The 22,674-nt window shown below is 40.3% G+C and carries 20 protein-coding genes; 1 reads left to right on the top strand and 19 read right to left on the bottom strand.

The window, feature by feature from the left end; all coding sequences use genetic code 11:
- Positions 1 to 4 precede the first annotated feature (4 nt).
- From Q1A54_RS11375 to Q1A54_RS11290, 18 genes are all read right to left on the bottom strand, one after another.
- The gene (locus tag Q1A54_RS11375) at positions 5 to 1,099 is read right to left on the bottom strand and encodes a glycosyltransferase (RefSeq protein ID WP_299987974.1); all 1,095 of its coding nucleotides are present in this window, start codon (positions 1,097 to 1,099) and stop codon (positions 5 to 7) included.
- On the bottom strand, positions 1,096 to 2,253 hold the full coding sequence (locus Q1A54_RS11370) for a glycosyltransferase family 4 protein (protein ID WP_299987972.1): 1,158 nt from the start codon (positions 2,251 to 2,253) through the stop codon (positions 1,096 to 1,098). Before Q1A54_RS11370 ends, Q1A54_RS11375 begins: the two co-directional genes overlap by 4 nt.
- Positions 2,254 to 3,888, bottom strand: coding sequence for a hypothetical protein (locus tag Q1A54_RS11365; protein ID WP_299987969.1), 1,635 nt, complete (start codon positions 3,886 to 3,888; stop codon positions 2,254 to 2,256).
- A gap of 102 nt (positions 3,889 to 3,990) precedes the next feature.
- A complete protein-coding gene (locus Q1A54_RS11360) occupies positions 3,991 to 5,106 on the bottom strand; it encodes a hypothetical protein (RefSeq protein WP_299987966.1) in 1,116 nt (371 codons plus the stop codon).
- Positions 5,084 to 6,217 carry a non-hydrolyzing UDP-N-acetylglucosamine 2-epimerase gene (gene wecB / locus Q1A54_RS11355; protein WP_299987964.1) on the bottom strand — a complete coding sequence of 378 codons (1,134 nt, stop codon included), beginning with the start codon at positions 6,215 to 6,217 and terminating at the stop codon, positions 5,084 to 5,086. Before wecB ends, Q1A54_RS11360 begins: the two co-directional genes overlap by 23 nt.
- A gap of 128 nt (positions 6,218 to 6,345) precedes the next feature.
- Positions 6,346 to 7,224: a glycosyltransferase family 2 protein gene (locus Q1A54_RS11350; protein WP_299987961.1), complete on the bottom strand. Its 879-nt coding sequence runs from the start codon at positions 7,222 to 7,224 to the stop codon at positions 6,346 to 6,348.
- A gap of 34 nt (positions 7,225 to 7,258) precedes the next feature.
- Complete coding sequence (locus Q1A54_RS11345; protein WP_299987958.1) at positions 7,259 to 8,212, bottom strand: glycosyltransferase; 954 nt, start codon at positions 8,210 to 8,212, stop codon at positions 7,259 to 7,261.
- Positions 8,209 to 9,702 carry an oligosaccharide flippase family protein gene (locus Q1A54_RS11340; RefSeq protein WP_299987955.1) on the bottom strand — a complete coding sequence of 498 codons (1,494 nt, stop codon included), beginning with the start codon at positions 9,700 to 9,702 and terminating at the stop codon, positions 8,209 to 8,211. The genes Q1A54_RS11345 and Q1A54_RS11340 overlap by 4 nt, the downstream gene beginning before the upstream one ends.
- 220 nt (positions 9,703 to 9,922) lie before the next feature.
- Positions 9,923 to 11,056, bottom strand: a complete 1,134-nt coding sequence (locus Q1A54_RS11335) for a DegT/DnrJ/EryC1/StrS family aminotransferase (protein ID WP_366915807.1) — start codon at positions 11,054 to 11,056, stop codon at positions 9,923 to 9,925.
- Complete coding sequence (locus tag Q1A54_RS11330; RefSeq protein WP_299987952.1) at positions 11,037 to 12,017, bottom strand: GNAT family N-acetyltransferase; 981 nt, start codon at positions 12,015 to 12,017, stop codon at positions 11,037 to 11,039. Before Q1A54_RS11330 ends, Q1A54_RS11335 begins: the two co-directional genes overlap by 20 nt.
- Positions 12,017 to 12,868 (bottom strand): GNAT family N-acetyltransferase, encoded by an 852-nt coding sequence (locus Q1A54_RS11325; protein ID WP_299987949.1) that lies wholly within the window; start codon positions 12,866 to 12,868, stop codon positions 12,017 to 12,019. Before Q1A54_RS11325 ends, Q1A54_RS11330 begins: the two co-directional genes overlap by 1 nt.
- Positions 12,865 to 13,260 carry an FdtA/QdtA family cupin domain-containing protein gene (locus tag Q1A54_RS11320; RefSeq protein ID WP_299987946.1) on the bottom strand — a complete coding sequence of 132 codons (396 nt, stop codon included), beginning with the start codon at positions 13,258 to 13,260 and terminating at the stop codon, positions 12,865 to 12,867. Before Q1A54_RS11320 ends, Q1A54_RS11325 begins: the two co-directional genes overlap by 4 nt.
- A 42-nt stretch (positions 13,261 to 13,302) precedes the next feature.
- Positions 13,303 to 14,193, bottom strand: coding sequence for a glucose-1-phosphate thymidylyltransferase RfbA (gene rfbA / locus Q1A54_RS11315; RefSeq protein ID WP_299987943.1), 891 nt, complete (start codon positions 14,191 to 14,193; stop codon positions 13,303 to 13,305).
- A gap of 107 nt (positions 14,194 to 14,300) precedes the next feature.
- Complete coding sequence (gene rfbB / locus Q1A54_RS11310) at positions 14,301 to 15,350, bottom strand: dTDP-glucose 4,6-dehydratase (RefSeq protein ID WP_299987940.1); 1,050 nt, start codon at positions 15,348 to 15,350, stop codon at positions 14,301 to 14,303.
- Entirely contained in the window at positions 15,347 to 16,342 is a 996-nt protein-coding gene (locus Q1A54_RS11305; RefSeq protein ID WP_299988993.1) for an SDR family oxidoreductase, read from the bottom strand. Before Q1A54_RS11305 ends, rfbB begins: the two co-directional genes overlap by 4 nt.
- Positions 16,343 to 16,428: 86 nt before the next feature.
- Positions 16,429 to 17,739, bottom strand: a complete 1,311-nt coding sequence (locus Q1A54_RS11300; protein ID WP_299987937.1) for a nucleotide sugar dehydrogenase — start codon at positions 17,737 to 17,739, stop codon at positions 16,429 to 16,431.
- Positions 17,740 to 17,939: 200 nt separating this feature from the next.
- A complete protein-coding gene (locus Q1A54_RS11295) occupies positions 17,940 to 20,294 on the bottom strand; it encodes a polysaccharide biosynthesis tyrosine autokinase (protein ID WP_299987934.1) in 2,355 nt (784 codons plus the stop codon).
- A gap of 24 nt (positions 20,295 to 20,318) precedes the next feature.
- A complete protein-coding gene (locus tag Q1A54_RS11290; protein WP_299987931.1) occupies positions 20,319 to 21,107 on the bottom strand; it encodes a polysaccharide biosynthesis/export family protein in 789 nt (262 codons plus the stop codon).
- A gap of 374 nt (positions 21,108 to 21,481) precedes the next feature.
- Here Q1A54_RS11290 and Q1A54_RS11285 point away from each other — a divergent pair, with 374 nt between their 5' ends.
- Entirely contained in the window at positions 21,482 to 22,381 is a 900-nt protein-coding gene (locus Q1A54_RS11285; protein WP_299987928.1) for a flavin reductase family protein, read from the top strand.
- Positions 22,382 to 22,430: 49 nt separating this feature from the next.
- Here Q1A54_RS11285 and Q1A54_RS11280 read toward each other — a convergent pair.
- Positions 22,431 to 22,674, bottom strand: a 244-nt coding sequence (locus Q1A54_RS11280) for a hypothetical protein (RefSeq protein ID WP_299987925.1), incomplete at its 5' end; no start/stop codon positions are given.

Below are 22,674 nucleotides of genomic sequence, written 5' to 3'. Positions count from 1 at the left end.
GTATTTAATTGTTTCTTAGTACTTCGTTATATAATTGCACAAAGTTCGAAGTAATATGTGAATTCATATAATATTTCCTGACTAATTGGGCAGCATTAGCTATAATTTGCTCCTTTTCAGAAAAAGGCAATTGTAAAACTTCATGAATTGTCTCTTCAAAAGCACGTTCATTCTCAGACTCGACCAACCAACCTGTTCTCTTATGGTGGACTACTTCACCTATACCGCCAACATTATAGGCAATAACAGGAGTTTCGTACAACATGGCTTCCAAGATTACACCAGGCAAACCTTCAATTATACTTGGTAAGAGTAAGGCATGCGCATTCGCAATGTAGTCCAAAGGATTATTTATGAAACCAGTGAAGTGAACACAGCCTTTTAATTCATGCTCTATAACAATATCCTCGATTGAATTTCTTAAAGACCCATCTCCAACAAGCCATAAGTGCGCGTTTGGTTGTTGTTGTTTTACTGAGCGGAAAATACGTAACAAGCCGACATGGTTCTTTTCGAAAGAGAAGCCACCTACATGTACAAGGTTAATTTGTTCTAAAGGGAAAGCTTCAAATGGGTTATTGACTACTTTCTTTTCATCAAGCCCGATAGGTATGGTAATAGCTTTACTTGACAAGCCAGGGAAAAGCTTTATTAAGTCTTTCCTGGAATGCTTACTCACTGAAGCAATCGCATCTGTTTGCTTATAAAGAAAACTATTGTACAGCTTTTGGAATGGACTTTTTATGTAAGAGCTTAGGGTACTTGCATTTCTAAATATAATAGGTTGTTTCCATCCGAATAGCATTTTCGAAAAGACAGCGTATTTCAGCGTATCGCCAGCATTCGCCTGAATAATATCAGGATTTTGCTCCTTTATGAGTTGTGCTAATTTTCCCCATCCTGCTTTATCCCATAAGCGGGCTTTAGGATTAGCATCTAATACCAGATAATCAGCTTTATACTTATGCTTTTCTATACTACCGAAAATTGCGATTATCTTAGATGAGTGCCCTAATGCTTCTAGTTGAGTCGACAATTGGGCAGCAAACATTTCAGCTCCACGTGGCTGGGGCTTTTGAATGAGTTGTAAAATTTTCATGAAATAATCTGCTGATAGAACTTAAGCGTCTCTTCGTTTATTTTACGCAGATTGAATTTATTGTTAAAATTTTCTAAACTCCTTTTACTCATACTTTCACGTAAAGCTGCGTCCTGCACAAGTTTTACCAGCTGCTTTGAAAGTTCGATCTCATTTCCTATAGGGAACATCAGTGCATTTACTTTGTCAACTACTACTTCGCTAAAGACGGGTAGGTCACTACAAATAATAGGGAGCCCTGCTGCCTGAGCTTCTATCAATGCTCCACCTAAACCTTCATATAGAGATGGGAACACAAATAAGTCAGAAGACACTAACAATTTAGGGATATCACTCCTATGACCTAACCAATATATATTTTCTGATAAGTAAGGGTGTTGACTCAAGTAATCAAGAATAGCAGATGTTTCATTTCCTTCCCTCCCACAAAACAATACTTTAATACCTCTCCAAACCTCAGATTTTTTTTTATAAATATCAGTCAGAGCTTTAAGGAAAATTAAGTGGCCCTTAGCATATTCTTGTCTTCCTACATGTATAAGTAAAACACTTTCTTTATCAATCCCAAGTTGTGTAACAATATCTTCCCTACAAGATTTTTCAATAGATTTAAATTCGTTTACTTCCCTACCACGACTGATTACGCCAATTTTTTTTCCTGGAATCCTTAATTCATTATTATAATGCCTTTTTACCTGTTCTGTTATTGCAATGCAGTAATCTACCCCTTTTGTAACTAGCATTTTATCCATGTACTTATATACGTAGAACCCTAACTTATTTATCTTAGGGTCTCTTAACCTTACATTATCATAAGGACAGCTTACAAGACTCTCAACATGAAGAAAGTTAAAAATAGCTTTTGCTAACCTTGTTCTTATGTTGGATTTGAATAATACAGAATGTACGACATCCGGCTTAAATTCTTTTATAAGATTTACAATGCCAGTAACCTGTTCGATTAAATATTTGCCATTAAGTGTAATTGTTTCGTTAGTCAGACCAAAATCGGATGGATCATACTCTGGGATTCTATCCTGAAGTTTACATAACTTAACTGCATGCCCCTTTGATTTAAGGTAGGACATTAGCTGCAAGGATGATATTTCAGCACCGCCTGTATATAATGAATCAATTATAAGTAATACTTTCATTTAAAATTTACGAATAAGCTTTTGGACATCTATTACTGACAGGCCAGACAAATAATTAAATGTATGTGTTGCTAATAAATCCTTACGCCAATATGGTTTAATTTCACTAACAGGTTGCTCTTTGAAGGCTTGTGGAGTCAACTCAGTAATCTCAAAAAACTGAATCCCAAAACCATATTTGTGCGCTCCGATTTGTCCTGGTCTTATTAGTTTACCATTAAAATTAAACAATCTACCAGCTGGTCGTGCTCCTCTAACATCATGTTTCACAGGATTCATTTTATGGGCTTTCCATTCGCCTTCTACTAAATCATCTGTGTAATATATGTGAAGTAGTTCATTGGCAGATAGGCCTTCATTAGTTTTCACAGTAGCAAACATGTACCATAAACCATCGTGCTGATGAAGGGTAGCATCGTAAGCAGCAATATTATCAATCAAAATTTTCTTCTTCTGCCAATTAAAAGGAAAGTTCTGCGCCTCATATAATATTATTTGTTTGTTATCACCACTTTCAGGAATCATGCAGAAACGCTCATTTAACTCAAACACGAATGGGTATGAGAGGTGAAAAGGTTCTTTCAAGACAACATCTATAAACTCAAAAGATTTTGTCACAGCATCGTATTTGAAGCATACTATCTCCCCAGGTTTGGAGCCATATTTTTGCTCCGCGAATAAGTAGATTCCTGTGGTATCTTCAACTAAAAAAGGATCTGCCCATATACAATTCTTAGGTGGTGTCAAGTATTTATATCGAAATAAAGACGTTTCTAATCCTGCCTTTATGGAGTAACCTATTGACCACTGTTGAAAATGGAGTATGTCCTCAACCTTTCTTTTTATCGCTCTGAATGCTAAAGATACTCCATATCGAATGCTTCTTATATTTGCAGTATCCTTATATAATGGGTGACTATAAAAAGCTGGAAAATGTATATTATTGTCTCCTGTATTTGGGAACACAGTTAGCTCCCCCATTGCTAATGCAGCCAATTTAGATTTAAACAACTCTACTCCTGCCCAAAAGAGTGCAGCCTGATTACGATTAAATGAAGTATAATCAGTTTTGATAAAGGACTTACCTATAACAGTCCCACCATCAAGGTCTTCAGAAAGTCTCTGCAAAGTTACTCCTGTTACAGGCTCTTTGTTAATTACTTCCCAGAATCCAGGAGGCCCTCCTCTGTTAATATCATTATCTGCATGGTGTAGAGACCAAATACCTAATGGAGCAATATTTAAAATATCTCCCCTTAGTATTCTAAAACCAAATCTTAAAATTACATCTGGGTTTAGACTTTTTAGCTCCTGAATATCTTCGTTTAAGAAATAATCACTAAATTTTTTCTGCTTTGGTGAAACGAAGAGCACATCATTTTGTAACTCTTTACTTAAAGCAACTCGATCAAATGGATTAGGATTGAATTGAAAAGTTAACCTATCTACTTTTCTTAAAATCCTATAGCCGTTAGTATTGTCTGCTGCTTTTGGAGCTTTATTTACTACAAGTCCAATTATTATAAAGTGCGAACTATTTTGTATAAAAGAAATAATCTCATTGATCCAGCGAGGAACATTTAGCTGATCAATTAATACTAATACCCTAATTTTTGATTGATTACTGGCTCCCATTACTACAATTAGAGCCTTTTAGCTCTTCTCTAAAAAAAATTGTAAGTTTATTCCTAGCCTGGCAAGTCAAAGTTTTGCATTAACTTTTTCCCAAAAGCTACTTTAGTATTTGTTTATTAATAATTGCTTATTTAAAACAGGAGCCCAGTATTCATTCGATAGGGTATAGCTTACTTCTTTAAGCCTATCCAAGTATAATGTATCTTCATATTGTTGAAGATACTCATAGATATTCTGAGCAGCTATTTCGGCGTTAACCTTTACTGGAATAAGGACTCCAACATTATAATTTTTAAGATATGAAGTCAAATCCCATTTAAGCTCAGACAGAGCTACTAACGAGCCTGCAGCTGTATATTCAGCAAATTTTGTAGGGAAAGCTACTTCGTTAACAATATTGTCACGTCTTATTAAGAAACCAATCTTCGATTCACTTAGCCAATTAGCTACCTCTTTAAAATTATTAGAACCTACGAACTCAATTGATTCTGCTGGTAGTTTTTCAGCTAAAATTTTAGTCCTATCATCCCTTGATATAACTCTAAATTTTAGTGAACTATCAATCTGATGAAGTTCTTCCCAAATTTCCTTCAGTATATCTAAAGATTGCCATGGAGCTCCAGTACCTAAATAAGTAAGGTACTTCTTTTCAGTAATACCTTTTGAATTAGAAAACAAATCTGTATCTACTGTTATTGGTATTTCAATAAAACTAGCAGATTTAAATATATAACTCTTAATTAGCCTTGTCATTGGCTTAGAAACTGTAACTATTTTATCTGGTTGGTCAAATAAACCATTAATCTTCCATTGAAAGTAGTTAGAAATATTACCTGTAATACTACTCCCATACATTAGATTTTCTTCTGGTACACCATTAACATACCATACCTTAAACGTACTATTCAAACTTTGACTATACACCCAGGCTGAAAATCCAATGAAATGCGCTTTCGTAATTTCTATCGTTCTAAATAGGGTTTTAATTTTTTTTATGGTGCTGAAGTATTTAATAAGCGGTTCATTAATCAGATGAATATTAGATAAATTGAACTCATCAATAAAACTTTTAAAATGTTGCTGCTTGTCAGGACTAAGTGTATTGGGGAATATCCACACAAAATCGACCTCATCATTATTGTTTAGCAGTATTGAATTTATTAATAATTTTAATCTAGCTCTTTCTAAAGGACCCCTATATAGAATAACTTCTTTCATTTTGTAGTATTTCAGCAATTATTTCACAAGACTTACCATTGCCATAAGGATTTTCACCAACCAAATAGCTATCATAGGCTTCCCTATTTTCAAGTAAAAGTGATGTCTCTTTAACTATTTTATTTGCATCTGTACCAACAAGTTTTACAACTCCGGCAAGCACACCTTCCTCCCGTTCAGTCTCTTCTCTCATTACCAGCACAGGCTTCTTAAGCGAAGGTGCTTCTTCTTGTACTCCGCCTGAGTCGGTAAGAATGATATATGACCTCATCATTAAGCTTATAAAATCTGCGTACCCTAGCGGTTTTATCAGCATAATGTTAGGCTGATTACCTAGTTTCTTGAATACAACTTCACTTACGTTCGGATTCAAATGAACAGGATAAATAAAATAAACTTCAGGATACAGTTCTGCCAGCTTATTTACTGCTTCACAAATATTGATAAACCCCGAACCAAAATTCTCTCTCCTATGTCCAGTAATTAATATAATCCTATTATCTTGCTTATCACCTACAAAAAAATCTTGTAGTTCAATAGGATAAATATTGTTCGTCTCAATTTTATTTCTAGAGAATAATAATGCGTCTATTACAGTATTTCCTGTAACGCTAATATTTGCCTCATTAACATTCTCTAACATAAGAGCTTCTTTACTCTTTTGAGTTGGTGCGAAATGTAGCTCTGCAAATTGGGATATAAGCTTTCTATTAACCTCCTCTGGCCATGGAGACATTATATTTCCTGTCCTAAGGCCAGCTTCTATATGCCCAACTTTAATTTTATTATAGAATCCAACTAGTCCAGCAACGAATGCAGTTGTTGTATCTCCCTGTACTAGTATTAAATTACTTTTACCTTCGGTATCAAACAGCTCTTGAAGTTTAACTATACACTTTGAACTAAGTCCACTTAAAGTTTGATTATGAGACATAATCTCTAAGTCAAAATCTGGTTGTATTTCAAACCAATCAAATACCTGAGCTAACATTTCTCGATGTTGTCCAGTACTGATTAATCTTGTAATAAGACCTCTTTCTTGAAGTTGCTTGTAGAGTATGGCCATTTTTATGGCTTCTGGCCTAGTACCTACTACTAAATCTATTTTCATATTATTTTAAAGTTCTTATTTCTGGAAAGTTTGTGATAATTAAAGAATTAATATTAATTACTTTATTAAAAAGGCTTGCTAACACTAATTTAAATTCATTCAAGACTCGCCATTACAGCTATTTTTTTTTAATGCGATAAAATTTTGATCAAGAATGAAGGCCAGTAAGTTAAGAGCTTAATAAAACCACTAGGTGAACCTTTGTAAAGTGTAAAAGCCTGATACCACAAAAACTTTTTAAATAAGTATAGTTTAATTTCGTTTCCTAAATTTTTATTACCAATTAGATTTACAGCATAATATCTAGCTAAAGCAGCATAAAAATAATATCGTCCTTTTTTGTTACTTTCATTACTCATCGACCCTATGTGAGTCCTTATATAAACTAAACTCTTATTTAGAGTACTAATTTTAATTTCAGGTTTCAATGAAAGCTTAATATTAAACAACCATTCCTGCGAATTCTGGATTCTTTCATCAAAAGGAGGTTTGTCAAAAATATCTTTTCCCCATAATCCAGTGGCTGTTTGCCATTGCAACCTACTAGTAATTAAATCTTTAGTAATATTTTCAGTTAATAACACATCGCTCCAAAGCTTCTCAAACAATATCACTTCACCATTTTCGACTCCAAAAAATCTTGCTAAGCATAAATTCACATTTGAATTGTTTGCAAGTAAATTAGCTAACTGCAATTCAAGGCACTTTTCATGCAATTTATCATCTGAATCGAGCCATTTAATAAATTGACCTGTTGACATTTCCAAACCATAATTCCTACATGCGTTTGCACCTTTTAGCCTATCATTTGGCCGTTTTAGGTATTTAATTCTTTTATCTTGTTCATTAAAAAGTGTAACAATGCTTTCTGTATTATCAGATGAACCATCGTCAACAACAAGTACTTCCCAATTTGAATATGTTTGGATAATAACACTTTTAATAGTTTCAGATAATATATATCCTCTATTATAAGTGGGAATAATTATTGAAACTTTAGTCTTCACAGCTACTTTTATGCATATAATTTGAAACCTAATTTCAGAATTTAGTATTTCTTTTCTCTAATCTATTTATAAAAATATTTAGAGGATAGTTTGTGATTTTAATAATAATTTTTATCAGAATTGTGTTTCTATTTAAACCTAACTTGTCAAGAAATAACATTCTTTTGATTTTTATTTTTTTTAGAATCCTTTCTTGAGTTGGCAGCAATTGTATATACCTTTTATAAAAAACTTTTCCACGTAAAACATCGAAATTAGAAAATACTTTTTTGTAACTGCTATCTTTCTGAACAGAACTTAAGCAAATTCTATATTTTGCTCCTACTATATTCAGATAAGTTAGCTTAATGTTATGTTTTGTGATTTTGAGCCACATTGGCCTATCTTCCCACATTGGGATAGATTCGTCAAAATAGCCCAATTCCTTAAAAATTTCACTTTTAATCATAACTGTTGCAGCCCAAATTTGACACTTTCTAAGCAAAATTTGAAATTGCATTTCAGGCGTTAAACCATCTTTATTGATTGTAAAACTAGATGAATTTGGCACTGGGAGACGGTTACATTCTTTGAAAGAGTCCTTGTACATATATACATTAGAATGTAAAAACTTTACTTCAGGTTGAGTTTCAATATAATCAATATAAGCTTCTACAAGGTTTGGAAACATAGCATCATCCCCTGCAATAGTTTTTATCCATTCTCCTTGTGCTATTGCTAATCCTCGATTAAAATTAGGAGCAATACCAGTATTTTTGAGAGAAGTAACTAACTCGGATCTTACAAATCTGCCAGCATTCTCCTCAAACCAGTCCCTGCATATTTGAACTGTATTATCATTAGAGCAATCATCAGAAACTATTAATTCAAGCTCAGAATAAGTCTGATGTTTAATACTATCTAGTGTCTCTACTACAGTATTAGAGGAGTTGTAAGTAACTACAATTATAGATACTAACGGCTTTTCTTGAATTACTTGCTGTATCATTTAGATTTAAACTTATTCATAAGCTTATTTAGTAAACCCATAATCTCTATGCGCTTATTCATCTCAACAAATGAAAATACGCATGAGGCTAAAATTAAAATTGTACCTATTGGAAAAGAAAAGCTTTTATCCAACATTTGCACAATGAGAAAACATGCTACAGCTAGAGTAAATTGAACAGAAAAAATTTTAACCAATCCTCTGCTAATAGTATAAGAATAAAAGATTTTACCTATGAAGTAGACTTGAATGAGGTAAATGAAATACCCCATTAAAAAAGATATACCTAAACCAGTTAGCCCCATTAAACTATACCCCAGTATATTAAATCCTAGAATATAAGCGCTTGCTATAACTTCATTCCAAAAAAACATCTTGCTATTTCCATTCGCCAGTATAACAAAACCTATTGCCCAACTAATAGCTTTGAAAAATATACCTAAAGCTGCCCAGTGTATCATGGTAGTAATAGGACTAAACTTATCGGAATACAATAGTACCACAGCCCAATTGATATAAACTAAAAAAGCTACTAAAATTGGAGCAAGAATTAGTAGCGCTATTTCCGCCTGTTGATTTATTTCCTCACTACTTCTGCTTTTATTGTGTGCTACGGCTGCTAATCTGGGATAATAATCAGTAGCCATCGCTGTAAATATCATCCCGACGTATGTATTTATAATAGCGAAACCGGCATTGAATAACCCTACATCGGCTACTCCTCCTTTATGACTTATAAATATTCTTACAATGTAAGCTACACCAATAGCTATAATACCACTTAAACTAATAAAGAAACCCATGCGCAGCATATCTTTTCCTTCAGCTAACATTGTTTCTCTACTAATCACTACTTCGGGGACTTCAACTTGCCGAGAGAAGTAACAAGTAACTACTAATGCTGAAATAGAAGTAATAATAATGGCAGGGACAATCCCTTCTTCTCTGAAGAAATAATACAGTGGAACAGAGATGACAAGCCCCATTACAGCGCCTATCATGCTTGACTTAGCCATCGATTGAATCTTTCTTGTCCCACGGAGAACCACTCCCTGCCCAGCTGAAATCTGGGAAAATAGCAAGGTTATTGATATCAATAGAAAGGCAACAGTGTAATTCCTATTGCCAAAGGCAATATCACTTAACCAAGGGGCAAAGAGCAAAGTAACTAAAAACCCCAACAAGCCCGTAAACCAAACTAATTTACGAAATACCGCTACTGTGGTGCCAAACTTTTGTGCCTCACCAGTTGCATAAGAAGCTGCAACATTTTTAACTGCAGATTTACTGATACCAAAATTAGTTAAAGCTTCAATTAAGCCAGTAGTTGATGTCAGAAGGGTTACTATTCCCATTCCGGATGGCCCTAAGAATACCGCAACCATTTTGGTTCTTACAATTGTAATAATAATATTGAATACCTGAACTCCACCAAAGATGGATGTAACTTTAAATATCTGTCTGTATGACCCACCCTTATCGTTTGACAACGTTTTACTCATGAGCAAATAACTATAATCGCGACTCCTTTTAACTTCCTCTTTTATACTTTAAATGTGGGCCCACCAAATAAAGCATTTCCTGAAAACGCTTTATTTGTCACTTTATTCTTGCTAGGAACATTACTTTAGATAACTGTCCTAATAGTTACTTTCTTAATTAACAAGCAAATTTTATCTACCACTTATAGTCTAAACTACAAATTATCTATCAATTAGTAGCATAGAAGCGTTTTATCACATCACATACTTGCAGTACTTCTTTGTTATCCATCCCTGGCCACAATGGTAAGCTTAAGCATGTATTGGCTAACTCTTCAGCAATTGGAAAGTCTCCACTCTTATATCCCAAATGCACATAAGCCTTCTGCAAATGAGGGGGAATAGGATAATGTATTAATGTACCTATATTGTGATTTGCTAAGTATTCTTGAAGCTCATTCCTAAGCTTAGTTTTAATAACATATAAATGGTATACGTGCGTCGCTTCCGGGTGCACATATGGCAGTACGAGGTCATCTAACACACTTAAGTTTTCATTATACCAAGCAGCAATCTGCTGGCGCTGAGCCGTCCATCGCTGTAGGTATTTAAGCTTTATTGTCAAGAACGCAGCCTGTAACTCATCGAGACGCATGTTATGACCTATAAATTCATTCTTGTATTTAACCTGAGAACCGTAGTTTCTCAGCGCCCGTATACGCATTGCCACTTCTGAGTCATTGGTAGTAACAGCTCCACCGTCTCCTAGCGCTCCCAAATTTTTCCCAGGATAAAAGCTGGTACCATTTGCATGCCCCCAACTACCTGTAATCTTACTTGCAAAAGCAGCCCCATGTGCCTGCGCATTATCTTCTATAACATAGAGCCCATGTTTCTTTGCTATTTCCATAATAGCATCCATATTACAGGCTTGACCATACAAATGTACTGGCATTATAGCTCTGGTTCTTGATGTAATAGCTTCTTCTATATTATTTGGGCTAATGTTGTAAGTTGATTGATCAGGTTCTACAAAAACTGGGGTAGCCCCAACATAGGATGTTGCTAAAGCAGTAGCTATATAGGTGTTAGAAGGCACAATGACTTCATCACCAGGACCAATATTTAATGCTTTCAAAGCCAAGTGCAAGGCATCTAGGCCATTGCTTACTCCTATTACATGTTCGACTTGGTTAAATCGAGAATAGGCTTTCTCAAAATCCGACAACTGCTTACCCATAATATACCAGTAACTGTCGTAAACTTTCTCAAAGGCATTTCGCATTTCAGCCTTGATAGCTGAGTGCATAGGTTCGAAATTCAAGAATGGTACTGTCATCATATTATAAAAAAGCTTGCTCAATCATTTTAAAATTCGCTGTATTAATTTCATAGAATCGATGAGCGTAAGCTCTGGCTCCAAAGCCTTCTTTCCAGTCTAATAAACCTTCGTTCACCTTGCATCCGTTCTGCTCATTCACAATACCGAAATCAAAGTAATCCTTATGTTTGAAGGTTTCATTTATTATTTCAAAGAACAATAAATCTAATGAGCCGTTCGCTCTGCCTTCGTTTGAGGCAGATATATATTGTGCATGGGCAGTTGTTTGTGTCTCGAATATGGTTGTACCCGCCATTATTTGCCCATCAAGCAAGGCGACAAATTGTCGAATGTGGGGGTTGTTATCTTTGTAGAGCTGTTGAATTTCATCCAAAGAGTGTACCGGATTAACTCCGAAACGCTCACTTAAATTTGGTATTAGAATTTCGTTCCAAAAGACACCGAAATCCGTTGTTTCTACTACACTTACTCCAAGTTTACGAGCCTTTTTGACTGACCTAAGTCTTCTTTCCTGAATTTTCGCCTTTTGGCTGGCTCCTTGTTTGATTACAGAAGCAATATCAACTCTATACAACTTTGCTTGTGTTAGAAATAAGCCATAGTCAATTTCATCTTGGCTTTTAGAGCAGTAAAATGAAGGCATTTGTTTAAAGAGTACTCTTTCAATTTTATTTTCAAAACAATATTCCAGCATTCTTGATATATACTGGAGCACTGCCTTAGAATAAGTATTTAGGGGTACAACAAAACCACCGTAAGTTAAACCTGAGTGAGATGCTATTGTCTTTTCATCAACTTTATTAGCTGGGAAGATGGCGACTGGCTTATTTTTGTCGTAAACAATTAGTGAGGCATCCTCGAAACGGTCCTTATGATATTCCATAAATGAGCGGGCATGAAGAAAGGTGCCATTTTTAGCCTCGGAGAGTACTTTGTTCCAATCTTCTAAGTGCTCTTTAGTATAACGCTCTACTTTTAACATTATAGCTTGTATTCATAAATTTTTACACTACCACTATCAATCATAGTAAATCCATACTTCTCATAACTCCTAATCGCTCTTTGATTCTCGCTATCTACTTTTAGCCAAACTTTTTTAAGTCCTAAGTTTCGCCCATGATTAACTATAAAATCTATAATTATTTTACCAAGACCTTTCCCCCAATATTCTTTTTCACCAATATACCCCCAGTACTCTCCAGAGGACGAATCGATATTTTTCAGACCACAGACTCCAACAGGTACCCCTTCATATTCTATACCTTTTATAAAATAATCTTTTCTTGCCGAGAGTCTAGAAAAGAAAGACAACTGCTCTTCCCTAGTAAATTTGGGGGTCATAGTAAGTCTTTTTATTTCTTGGTCTCTCAACCAATTCCATGATAGATCAAGATACCTTTTGTCGTAATCAACAAACTGCATTTTCTTTATCTTCAAGAAATCGGAGTATTCTCTAATATAATCGTGCTCCCCATAGGGAAGAGATGCCAATACGAGACATATGGCACCAGATGAGAAGTTATCTAATTCCCTCCAAAGACCAGAAGGCATGTATAATCCTATATAAGGCCTTGATAGATGAAATGTACGTTTTACACTTCCATCATCTACAGTTAGGTCAAAGCTACCACTGGCAGCTATGATTAGCTGTTGCAAATTCTTATGTGCATGTCCACCACGAGATTCTCCTCCGGGAACATCATACAGGTAGTAAACACGCTGCACCTCAAATGGGACCTCTTGCATATTGTTTATAGCAGTAATATCGCCGGCTGGATTGTGCACTCTGGGCAACTGCAAGATACTACAATCAAAAACTGTTGTCTGACTCATTTAATACCTTTAAATTCTTCAATACTATATATATAATCCGATGCAGAATAGACCATACTTGACAAATGCACACTTAAGGCATTGGTTGAAAAATTTTCCATATGTCTCCAAGTTAATGCAGGCACATAAATGCCATAATAACTGCGATTAAGGAAGAATTTCTCAGAATTGCCATCTGTATTCGTTATCACCACATCAAAGCTGCCGCTTAAGGCAATAATAATCTCCTCCTGCTGCCTAAAGGCATGCCCTCCCCTTTGCTCGCCACCTGGCACATCATATGTCCAGAAAACCCTCTTAATTTGAAAAGGAATTTGCTGAGGACTCTGCAAAAATGTAAGGTTACCACGTGGGTCCAGTATTTTAGGGAATTCTATTATATGTGCTTTCACGATGACTTTTATAGAAGTGATTAAATACCTCTAAGGTAAAAATTAAAATGACAATTTAACCGCTCCATAATTCTCCTTGAGCACCTGGATAAGGTACTCGCCGTATCCGCTTCTGCGCAGTGGCTCCGCTAGCATTCTGAGCTGCTCGTCATCGATGAAGCCCATGCGCCAGGCCACCTCCTCGATGCAGCCGATTTTGAGTCCCTGCCGCTCCTCGATCACCTGCACGAAGATGGCAGCCTGCATCAGCGAAGCTACCGTGCCCGTGTCGAGCCAGGCCGTGCCGCGGTTGAGCACGCCCACCTTCAGCCTGCCTCTGCGCAGGTACTCGCGGTTGACGTCCGTGATCTCGTACTCACCCCTTGGGCTGGGTTTTAGGTTCTTTGCAATTCCGACAATGTCATTGTCGTAGAAGTAGAGACCCGGCACGGCGTAGCTGGACTTAGGCGCTGCCGGCTTCTCCTCGATGGAGACGGCCTTTCCGCTCTCGTCGAACTCGACCACCCCGTAGCGTTCCGGGTCCGTGACGTGGTAGGCGTACACCACCCCGCCCTCGGGGTCCGCGTTCTCGCGCAGCACCGAGCCCATGCCCGCCCCATAGAAGATGTTGTCGCCCAGCACCAAAGCGACTTTGTCATCTCCGATGAACTCCTGCCCAATCACGAAGGCCTGCGCCAGCCCGTTCGGCGTCTCCTGCACCTTGTAGCTGAACCTGCAGCCGATACGGGAACCGTCCCCGAGCAGCCGCTCGAACATGGGCAGATCGTGGGGCGTGGAGATGATCAGGATCTCCCTGATGCCCGCCAGCATCAGTGTGGAGAGCGGGTAGTAGATCATGGGCTTGTCATACACCGGCATGAGCTGCTTGCTTACGGCCAGCGTCAACGGGTGCAGCCGGGTGCCGGAGCCCCCGGCCAGGATGATGCCTTTCATAGGTTAAATTGTCGGTTGTTAGCTGCAGATTGCCTTTCCACAATCCCCGCAGCTGTGCGTTCTAAAAATAGTCATACTGTGCAATGAGTTGCAGCAGCTAGCTGCCTTTACCGCTTCTGGTACTGCTCTTTATAATAATCGCGGTAGTGGCCGCTTGTCACCTCCTCCAGCCAAGCTTCGTTCGCCAGGCACCAGTCTACAGTCTTTCTCAGGCCCTGCTCGAAGCTGACCGAGGGTTTCCAGCCCAGCTCCCGCATCAGCTTTGAGGAGTCGATGGCGTAGCGTGCGTCGTGGCCGGCACGGTCCTTGACAAAGGTGATTAGCTTGCGCGACTCGCCCTGCTCTCTTCCCAGCTTCTCGTCCATCACGTCGCTGAGCAGCTCGATCAAATCTATGTTGCGCCACTCTTTCACCCCACCCACGTTGTAGGTCTCCCCCAGCTTGCCGCGGTGAAAGATGTCGTCGATGGCCCGGGCATGGTCTTTCACGAAGAGCCACTCGCGCACGTTCTCGCCCTTGCCGTACACGGGCACCGGCCTGTTCTCCCGGATGTTGTGGATGGCCAGCGGGATCAGTTTCTCGGGGAAGTGGTTTGGTCCGTAGTTGTTGGAGCAGTTGCTCAGTTTCACCGGCAAACCGTAGGTATGGTGCCAAGCCCTCACGAAGTGGTCCGAGGCCGCCTTGGAGGCCGAGTAGGGCGAGCGCGGGTCGTAGGCCGTGCTTTCAGTAAACAGGCCGTCTTCTCCAAGCGAGCCGTACACCTCGTCGGTGGAGACGTGGTAGAACAGCCTGCCCTCCATCTCACCTGCCCAGTGCCTTCTACAGGCCTCGAGCAAATTCACCGTACCCATCACATTGGTCTGAACGAAGGCCATGGGCCCTGCGATGGAGCGGTCCACATGCGACTCGGCCGCCAGGTGGATCACCGCCTCAAATTTGTGCTCGGCAAAAATCGACTCCAGGAAGGAGGCGTCCGTGATGTCCCCGCGGAGGAAGGTGTAGTTAGGTCTGCCCTCCACGTCCGCCAGGTTCTGCAGGTTGCCCGCGTAGGTCAAGGCATCAAGGTTGAAGACATGGTAATCTGGGTACTGCTCCACGAAAAGCCGCACCACGTGCGAGCCGATGAACCCGGCACCGCCGGTAATCAGTAGGTTCATAATTTGATAGTCTCTTGTTCTTTGTACCAGTTGTAGGCAATTCCTAAACCCTCCAATACAGAGTAAGTAGGAACATAACCTATCAAATTGCTCGCTTTACTGATATCAGCCAAACTATGTTGTACATCGCCTTTGCGTTCTTCTCTATATTCGGGTGCTAAATTTATACCTGCCATATCCGTGATTCTACACCAGAGCTGATTCAAGGTAGTGCGTTCTCCAAATGCAACATTTATGACATCATGTTCTGCTATACCTTCAGCCAACATGGCTTTCACATTAGCCTGCACCGCATTTTCCACAAAGGTAAAATCACGGCTAGTCTCACCATCCCCATTAATATATGGAGCTTTACTCTGAAGTGCTGCCTTTATAAAAAGTGGAATTACTGCCGCATAAGGTCCTTTAGGGTTTTGTTTTGGTCCAAACACGTTGAAGTACCGGAGTCCAATAGTATGAAAGTCGTAGGTCTTAGAGAAAACACTAGCGTACAATTCATTTACATACTTCGTGACAGCATAGGGAGAAAGTGGGTTACCAATTTTGTCCTCTACTTTCGGTAGTCCGGGATGATCACCATAGGTACTGGAGCTCGCGGCATACACAAAGCTTTTAACCTGGGCATCTCTTGCTGCAACCAGCATATTCAAAAATCCACTTACGTTTACTTCATTACTAGTAATCGGGTCATTGATGGAGCGGGGAACTGAACCTAGGGCAGCCTGATGCGATACATAGTCTATACCTTCCAATGCTTTCTGGCATGTTTCCAGATCCCGGATATCACCCTCGATCAGCTCAAAAACTGGGTTGCTTTTGAATTCTTCTATGTTTGCGTGAGAGCCGGTAGAGAAGTTATCCAGTACGCGCACCTTTCCTGCACCGTACTTGAGCAAGTATTCTGCGATATTAGAACCGATGAAGCCAGCACCTCCTGTAACTAGAAAAGTGTTTTGGCTTAAGTCAGTGTTATGGTAAGGTGTATTGTACATATTCTTTATTGTAAAATAAGTTTGAAATACCGGGTCAAACCACCCCGACCCCTCCTTAGCCAAGGAGGGGAGCTTTGCTTCTATTCTTAAAGACGCGCGTCTGCGAGTTCTTTTGGGAGAACACCTTTCACGTCGTAGATAACAGCTTTGCCTTTGCAGAGTTTACTTAAATCTAGTTCCCGGAATTCATTGTGGGATACGGCCAGGATAATGGCGTCACAGTCTGTTACACCATTCAGTTCTTTCACCGAATCCCAACCGTATTCGTGCTTCACTTCTGCTGGCTCAGCCCATGGATCGTAGATCGTGATATTGGTATCGTAATCTTTAAGGGTACGCAGGATGTCTACTACTTTAGTATTGCGCACATCCGGGCAGTTCTCTTTGAAAGTAATGCCCAGTACCAGGATATTTGCTCCTTTTACAGCAATGTCCTTCTTAACCATCAATTTAATCACTTCATGGGCCACATACTCGCCCATACCGTCATTTAAGCGGCGACCAGCCAGGATGATCTCCGGGTGATATCCAGCTTCCTGTGCTTTCTGTGCCAGGTAATATGGGTCAACCCCGATACAATGTCCTCCTACCAAGCCAGGCTTGAATTTGAGAAAATTCCATTTCGTTCCGGCTGCTTCCAATACCTCGTCTGTATCAATACCCAGACGATTGAAAATTTTGGCAAGTTCGTTTACGAAGGCAATATTGATATCACGCTGTGCATTCTCGATCACCTTCGCTGCTTCTGCAACCTTTATAGATGCTGCCTTGTGCGTTCCTGCTGTGATTACTGCTCTATACAGCTGGTCTACTTTTTCTGCTGTTTCAGGAGTAGAGCCGGAAGTGATTTTTAGAATTTTAGAAACAGTATGCTCTTTATCCCCTGGGTTGATGCGTTCAGGAGAATAGCCAGCAAAAAAGTCTTCATTAAATTTTAATCCTGACATACGTTCCAGTACCGGCACGCATTCCTCTTCTGTCACACCAGGGTATACTGTCGATTCATAGATCACAATATCGCCTCGCTTCAGCACTTTACCGACCGTCTCACTCGCTTTGTACAGTGGGGTCAGGTCCGGGCGATTATTCTTATCAACCGGGGTAGGTACAGTGACGATATAATAGTTGCAGGCTTCAATGTCATTCAGGTTATTTGAGCAATACAAACCCACCTGACTATTAGAGTTTGAAGTTAGAACCGATTTTAAATAATCATTTTCAATCTCTAACGTGCGATCATACCCCTCATTCAGTTCGAGCACCCGACTTTCATTGATGTCGAAACCAACAGTAGGAAACTTCTTTGCAAACTCAGCAGCTAGTGGTAAACCTACATAACCTAACCCGATTACGGCAATTTTGGCATTCTCTATACCTGTCATTTCTATACCTGACATTTGTTTATGTTCGTTTTTCTAGTTTTCATTTTCACTTATTAACCATCTCTGCCTGAGAGGGCAAATTTAGAACGATTGTCATCCCCCTGCCCCTCCCGAATCAAGTCCGGGATCTTCGACTTCAAAGGGGGACTTCGGGAATGATTAACCTGCACCTTCCCCAGCCCCCTCCTGTTCTTAGGAGGGGGCTGGGGAAGGTATTACTTCACCAACTTCCTCAACTTACTCCCCAATCCCTTCGACTCTTCTTCATAGTAATTCCCGTAACCATAGCCATACCCATAAGAGTAGCCATAACTGTTCGATTTCTTGGCATCGTTCAGTACGATCATCGGATGTTTGAGTTTCCGTGACTTATAAAGGTCGTCGATGATCTGAAGCTGCTTTTTATGCGTGTAATTATAGCGCACAATATAAAGGCTTGAATCAATGTAAGGTGCCAATGCCAAGGTATCCGCTACTTGCCCAACAGGCGAGGAATCCAAGATGATATAGTCAAATGCTGCTTTTAACTCATCAATTAGCACACCGATCTTAGGAAGCAACATTAGCTCAGCAGGGTTAGGCGGAATAGGACCAGAGCCGATAATAGCCAGTTCAGGCATATCTGGTGCAAACTGGATCATGTCCTCGATCTGTACGCTGTCGGAGATCAGGTAGTTGGTGATACCAATATTGTTTGGCAGATTTACACCTTGTGTCAGCTTCGGCTTACGAAGATCAAAACCTAATACCACTACTTTTTTACCCGTCATCATCAAACTAGCAGCAAGGTTCAGGCTGAAGAAGGTTTTTCCTTCACCACTCATACTAGAAGTAACGAGGATCACCTTGTTTTCTTTTCCTCCTGCTGCGAACTGTAGATTAGCACGTAGCAGGCGGAAGAGCTCAGCACTGGAACTGCGGCTCTGCTGACTGATGACCAGCATTTCCTCTGTATTATTATGCCCGATCTCACCCAGAATAGGAGTAGTCGTGGCTTTTTCTACATCCCGCACTTCCTGCACAGTATCGTTCAGCATGTCACGAAGGAAAATTCCAGCAAAAGGAATAGCCAAGCCAGCCAATAGTGCCATCAGATAGATATTTGTAGACTGAGGCTCAATCGGGCTACCTCCGGCTGCTGCAGGGTCGATAACACGGGAGTTTGAAGGGGTAATGGCCTGAGACAAAGCCGCTTCCTCACGCTTCTGGAGCAGGTATAGGTATAAGCCTTCCTTAACCCCCTGCTGTCGGCTTATTTTGGTTAGTTCTCGCTGCATAGAGGGCACCTGCCGCACCTGTGACTCGAACTGACGTGCGTTGGCCTCCAGGTTGCGACGGACAACCAGTAGCCCTTCCCGGATGTTACGTATATTCTCTAATATATTAAGGCGAAGGACTTCCAGCTGTTCGTTTACGTTGCGCAGCACCGGGTTATTTTCAGTAACAGAGCGGCCCAGGCGACGGCGCTGGTTCTGTAATTCGTTGAAATTTCCTATCAACCCACCTAAAGTCTGATCTGAAATATCGAGACTGGTAGGAACCAGTTCATACTTGTTTTCTTCTTTCTGCAGGTAGGACTCTACTGACTCCAGGATTTCCAGCTTAATTTCGTTTTCTGTAATCTGCTGGTTTAGTCCATGTGCTGTGCTTAAATATAGCCCACCACTCGCCGATTGATCAATTATACGGTTCTCCTGCAGATATTCCTGTACATCTTGTTCTACATCGCTCAACTCTGCTGTCAGGTATACGAGGCGCTCGTCAATAAACTGGATAGTTTTAGTAACAGCTAAGTTTTTCTCACTGATCGTTTCACGGTTATACACCTCGATCAACTTATTTAAAATATCTTTCCCTTTCGCTGGCACCGGGTCGGTCAGACTAAGCTCCATAACAGTAGCAAATTCATTGACGCTCTTCACTCCCAGTTGCTTGCTATAGCGACTAGCTAACTTGCGTAAGTCATTGAAACGAACTAACACACGACGCCCTTTGTCATCCATAAGATCCGAATCAGCTACGATAGTAAAAGATCCGTAACTTTTTTTGATCTGTTCTCCGAATTTATGAGTCGATACTTTGTTTTCACCTTCCCAAATACTGAAAGTATTGCCACTCTCCACTTCCACTACAAAGCTCCTACCTAAACCTGCTGAGTCAAGCTGGGTAATTACAGCTTTGATAGGACTACGTCCGCCATAGAGTTCCGGAGACTTGATGCGTCCTTCACCAAAATAAGACACTTCGAGCCCCAGTTCCAGCAAGACACGTTCCATTAAGCCCTTAGACTTTATGATAAGCACTTCGTTTGAAAAAGATTTATTGGCCTTTAGCCCAGCTAAATCCCCAAATACCCCGCTATTTGCCAAATCTGCACCGCTTTCATCTTTTATCAGGATTGTTGCTTTCACGCTATACACAGGAGTAGAATAGCGCAGATATAAATGCGCTGCAGTAAGGGCCAGTGCCACACCTATCACAAACAGGTACCAGTAGCGCAGGTACCGCATGATCAGGCCTTTTATATCTAAAGACTCGCTGTTGTCTTCCTGGAAATCAAGTTCAGACATTATTATAAATAAGGAAACATTATATTACTTTAACAATTGGTAAAGCACCCAGGCTGAGGATACGATACCGGCAGCAAAGCCCCAGTTACGACGGATAAAGCTCGTACCTGTTACTTTGGCCTTATCTGGCTCTACATACACAATATCATTCTGTTGCAGGTAAAAATAAGGTGAGGTCAGTGTTTCCTTGCTGTTCAGGTTTAAGCGGGCCATGGTACGCTGCCCATCCTGCTCCCGAATCACCAGTACATTGTTCATCTTACCATAGATGGAAATGCCTCCTGCCATGGCCAGGCCCTCCAGCAAATTTACTTCTTCGTTATCAGCAGGAACCTGCACAACGGATGGTCCAGTTTCACCCATCATCGTGAAGCGGAAATTCTGTAATCTTACCTTTACAATGGGATCCTGCACGTAATCGCGTACTTGTAACATAATGGAATCCCGAACTTGTTCCGTTGTCATACCATGTACCTGCATATTGCCTAGCACCGGGAAATCAATTGCGCCTTTCGTATCTACCAGGTAACCTTCATTCTGATTTCCCTGCTGGCGCATCATTTGTCCGCCACCGCCAGCTCCCTCTTCCATAATAATGCCCCTATTGAACAGCAAATTTGTTTCCGCATTAGGAGTGAGCACTTCAATCGCCAGTAGATCACCAGGCTTGATAGTCAAACGTTTCAGTTCAACCGGCTCAGTAATAAGCGGCTTCTGTTCAAGATCACTAAAATAGACAATATTACGTGTGCGGAGTGAGCTACAGGAGGCAAAAAAGAGAAGACTCAGAAAGAGTACCAGTTTAATTTTCATACAGGGTAAAATAGCGTTTGCTTTGCTAACAGGCCATGAAGCAAAAATGTAGAATATAGATTAAAACACATTCTCGCTAGAAAGCAAAATTACGTAAAATGTTTTTGAAAACAGTTATATAGTATAGTTAATTGTCTGAATCAGTATTTAAGAATTGACACTATTTCTCTTTTTATTGATTTTGCTCAGGCAGGCTATAGAATTTTTTCTGTCATCTCGACGAAAGGAGATATCTGTATTATTCCATTGACTCAATAATCTCCCAGATTTCTCCCTAAGGTCGAAATGACATGTCTGGGTTCTTCTGCCTTTGACTTATTCATTCATACATTTTGTAACTTGCAGACTCTTTACCACTTTCTGAATTAAACACCATGAAAACGATAAACCCGAAAGAAACCAAAACGGCGGAAGTACATGCTTTATTGCTGGGAGCCATAGCACCGCGGCCGATTGCCTTTGCCAGCACGGTGGATGAGAAGGGGAATGTGAACCTGAGCCCGTTCAGTTTCTTCAACGTGTTCAGCGCTAAACCGCCCATCGTGGTCTTCTCCCCTGCCCGCCGCGTGCGTGACAACACAGGCAAGCACACCCTAGAGAATGTGGAATCGACAAAAGAAGTCGTGATCAATATTTGCAACTATGATATGGTGGAGCAGATGTCGCTAGCCAGCACGGAGTATGACAAGGGCGTTAACGAGTTCATTAAATCAGGATTGACGCCAGAGCCTTCGGTGATGGTACGTGCTCCTCGTGTGAAGGAAGCGCCCTTCGCGATGGAGTGCCGGGTGAATGAAATAATTAGCTTGGGACCGGAAGGTGGTGCGGGTAACCTGGTGATATGTGAGGTGCTACTTATTCATGTGAACGAGAATATCTTGAACGAAGAAGGCAAGATCGATCCGTTTAAACTGGACGCAGTGGCCCGTATGGGAGGTGACTACTACCTGCGGGCTAACGGCGATTGCATTTTCGAGCTTCCCAAGCCCGTGCGCAACAAAGGCGTTGGTGTAGACCAACTACCGGAGCACATCCGCAACAGCAGCATCTTGACCGGCAACTACCTGGCCCGCCTTGGCAATACAGAAGTTATACCTGGTCCGGATGAAGTAGAGGCCTTTAAGGCTGATCCACTGGTAAGCTATACCTTTAGTAAGTACAGCCATGATGAAGCGCTGCTTCGTGCTGAGCTGGAACTACTGGGTAAAAAGTTGCTGGATGATCATTTGGTGCTGGAGGCGTGGAAGGTACTTTTATTGAGTAAGGTATATTAAAATGGCATGTTGTTAATTACCTAATCAGCTGTCAAAGTAAAAACCTTAATTAATACTTAGGTACTATTTCGCGACTCTCTTGGGGCACCTTATTTTCTAAAAATCTGCTACTTGCTAATTGATAAGCGGTATGTATTTGATAAGCAGCCCATCCTGCTATACCAAAGAATTTAAAACAATCCTCAACAAATGTAGGAATATTAATAAACATATCTACAATCGAGTAGACGGCCCCGTCAGCGTTAGCTGACGGGGTGCGCCTCTCACACCACTGTACAAGCGGGTCTCGCATA

The organism is uncultured Pontibacter sp. (genome assembly GCF_947502515.1).
Lineage (GTDB): Bacteria > Bacteroidota > Bacteroidia > Cytophagales > Hymenobacteraceae > Pontibacter.
This window is presented reverse-complemented; position numbering and strand designations above follow the sequence as displayed.

Bases quoted from the DNA above. Each gene is read 5' to 3' on its own strand.
- Q1A54_RS11370 (WP_299987972.1), bottom strand. From the start codon at position 2,253: ATGAAAGTATTACTTATAATTGATTCATTATATACAGGCGGTGCTGAA.
- rfbA (WP_299987943.1), bottom strand. From the start codon at position 14,193: ATGAAAGGCATCATCCTGGCCGGGGGCTCCGGCACCCGGCTGCACCCG.
- Q1A54_RS11365 (WP_299987969.1), bottom strand. From the start codon at position 3,888: ATGGGAGCCAGTAATCAATCAAAAATTAGGGTATTAGTATTAATTGAT.
- Q1A54_RS11360 (WP_299987966.1), bottom strand. From the start codon at position 5,106: ATGAAAGAAGTTATTCTATATAGGGGTCCTTTAGAAAGAGCTAGATTA.
- rfbB (WP_299987940.1), bottom strand. From the start codon at position 15,350: ATGAACCTACTGATTACCGGCGGTGCCGGGTTCATCGGCTCGCACGTG.
- wecB (WP_299987964.1), bottom strand. From the start codon at position 6,217: ATGAAAATAGATTTAGTAGTAGGTACTAGGCCAGAAGCCATAAAAATG.
- Q1A54_RS11295 (WP_299987934.1), bottom strand. From the start codon at position 20,294: ATGTCTGAACTTGATTTCCAGGAAGACAACAGCGAGTCTTTAGATATA.
- Q1A54_RS11285 (WP_299987928.1), top strand. From the start codon at position 21,482: ATGAAAACGATAAACCCGAAAGAAACCAAAACGGCGGAAGTACATGCT.
- Q1A54_RS11330 (WP_299987952.1), bottom strand. From the start codon at position 12,017: ATGTTAAAAGTAGAGCGTTATACTAAAGAGCACTTAGAAGATTGGAAC.
- Q1A54_RS11345 (WP_299987958.1), bottom strand. From the start codon at position 8,212: ATGATACAGCAAGTAATTCAAGAAAAGCCGTTAGTATCTATAATTGTA.
- Q1A54_RS11305 (WP_299988993.1), bottom strand. From the start codon at position 16,342: ATGTACAATACACCTTACCATAACACTGACTTAAGCCAAAACACTTTT.
- Q1A54_RS11325 (WP_299987949.1), bottom strand. From the start codon at position 12,868: ATGAGTCAGACAACAGTTTTTGATTGTAGTATCTTGCAGTTGCCCAGA.
- Q1A54_RS11375 (WP_299987974.1), bottom strand. From the start codon at position 1,099: ATGAAAATTTTACAACTCATTCAAAAGCCCCAGCCACGTGGAGCTGAA.
- Q1A54_RS11300 (WP_299987937.1), bottom strand. From the start codon at position 17,739: ATGTCAGGTATAGAAATGACAGGTATAGAGAATGCCAAAATTGCCGTA.
- Q1A54_RS11290 (WP_299987931.1), bottom strand. From the start codon at position 21,107: ATGAAAATTAAACTGGTACTCTTTCTGAGTCTTCTCTTTTTTGCCTCC.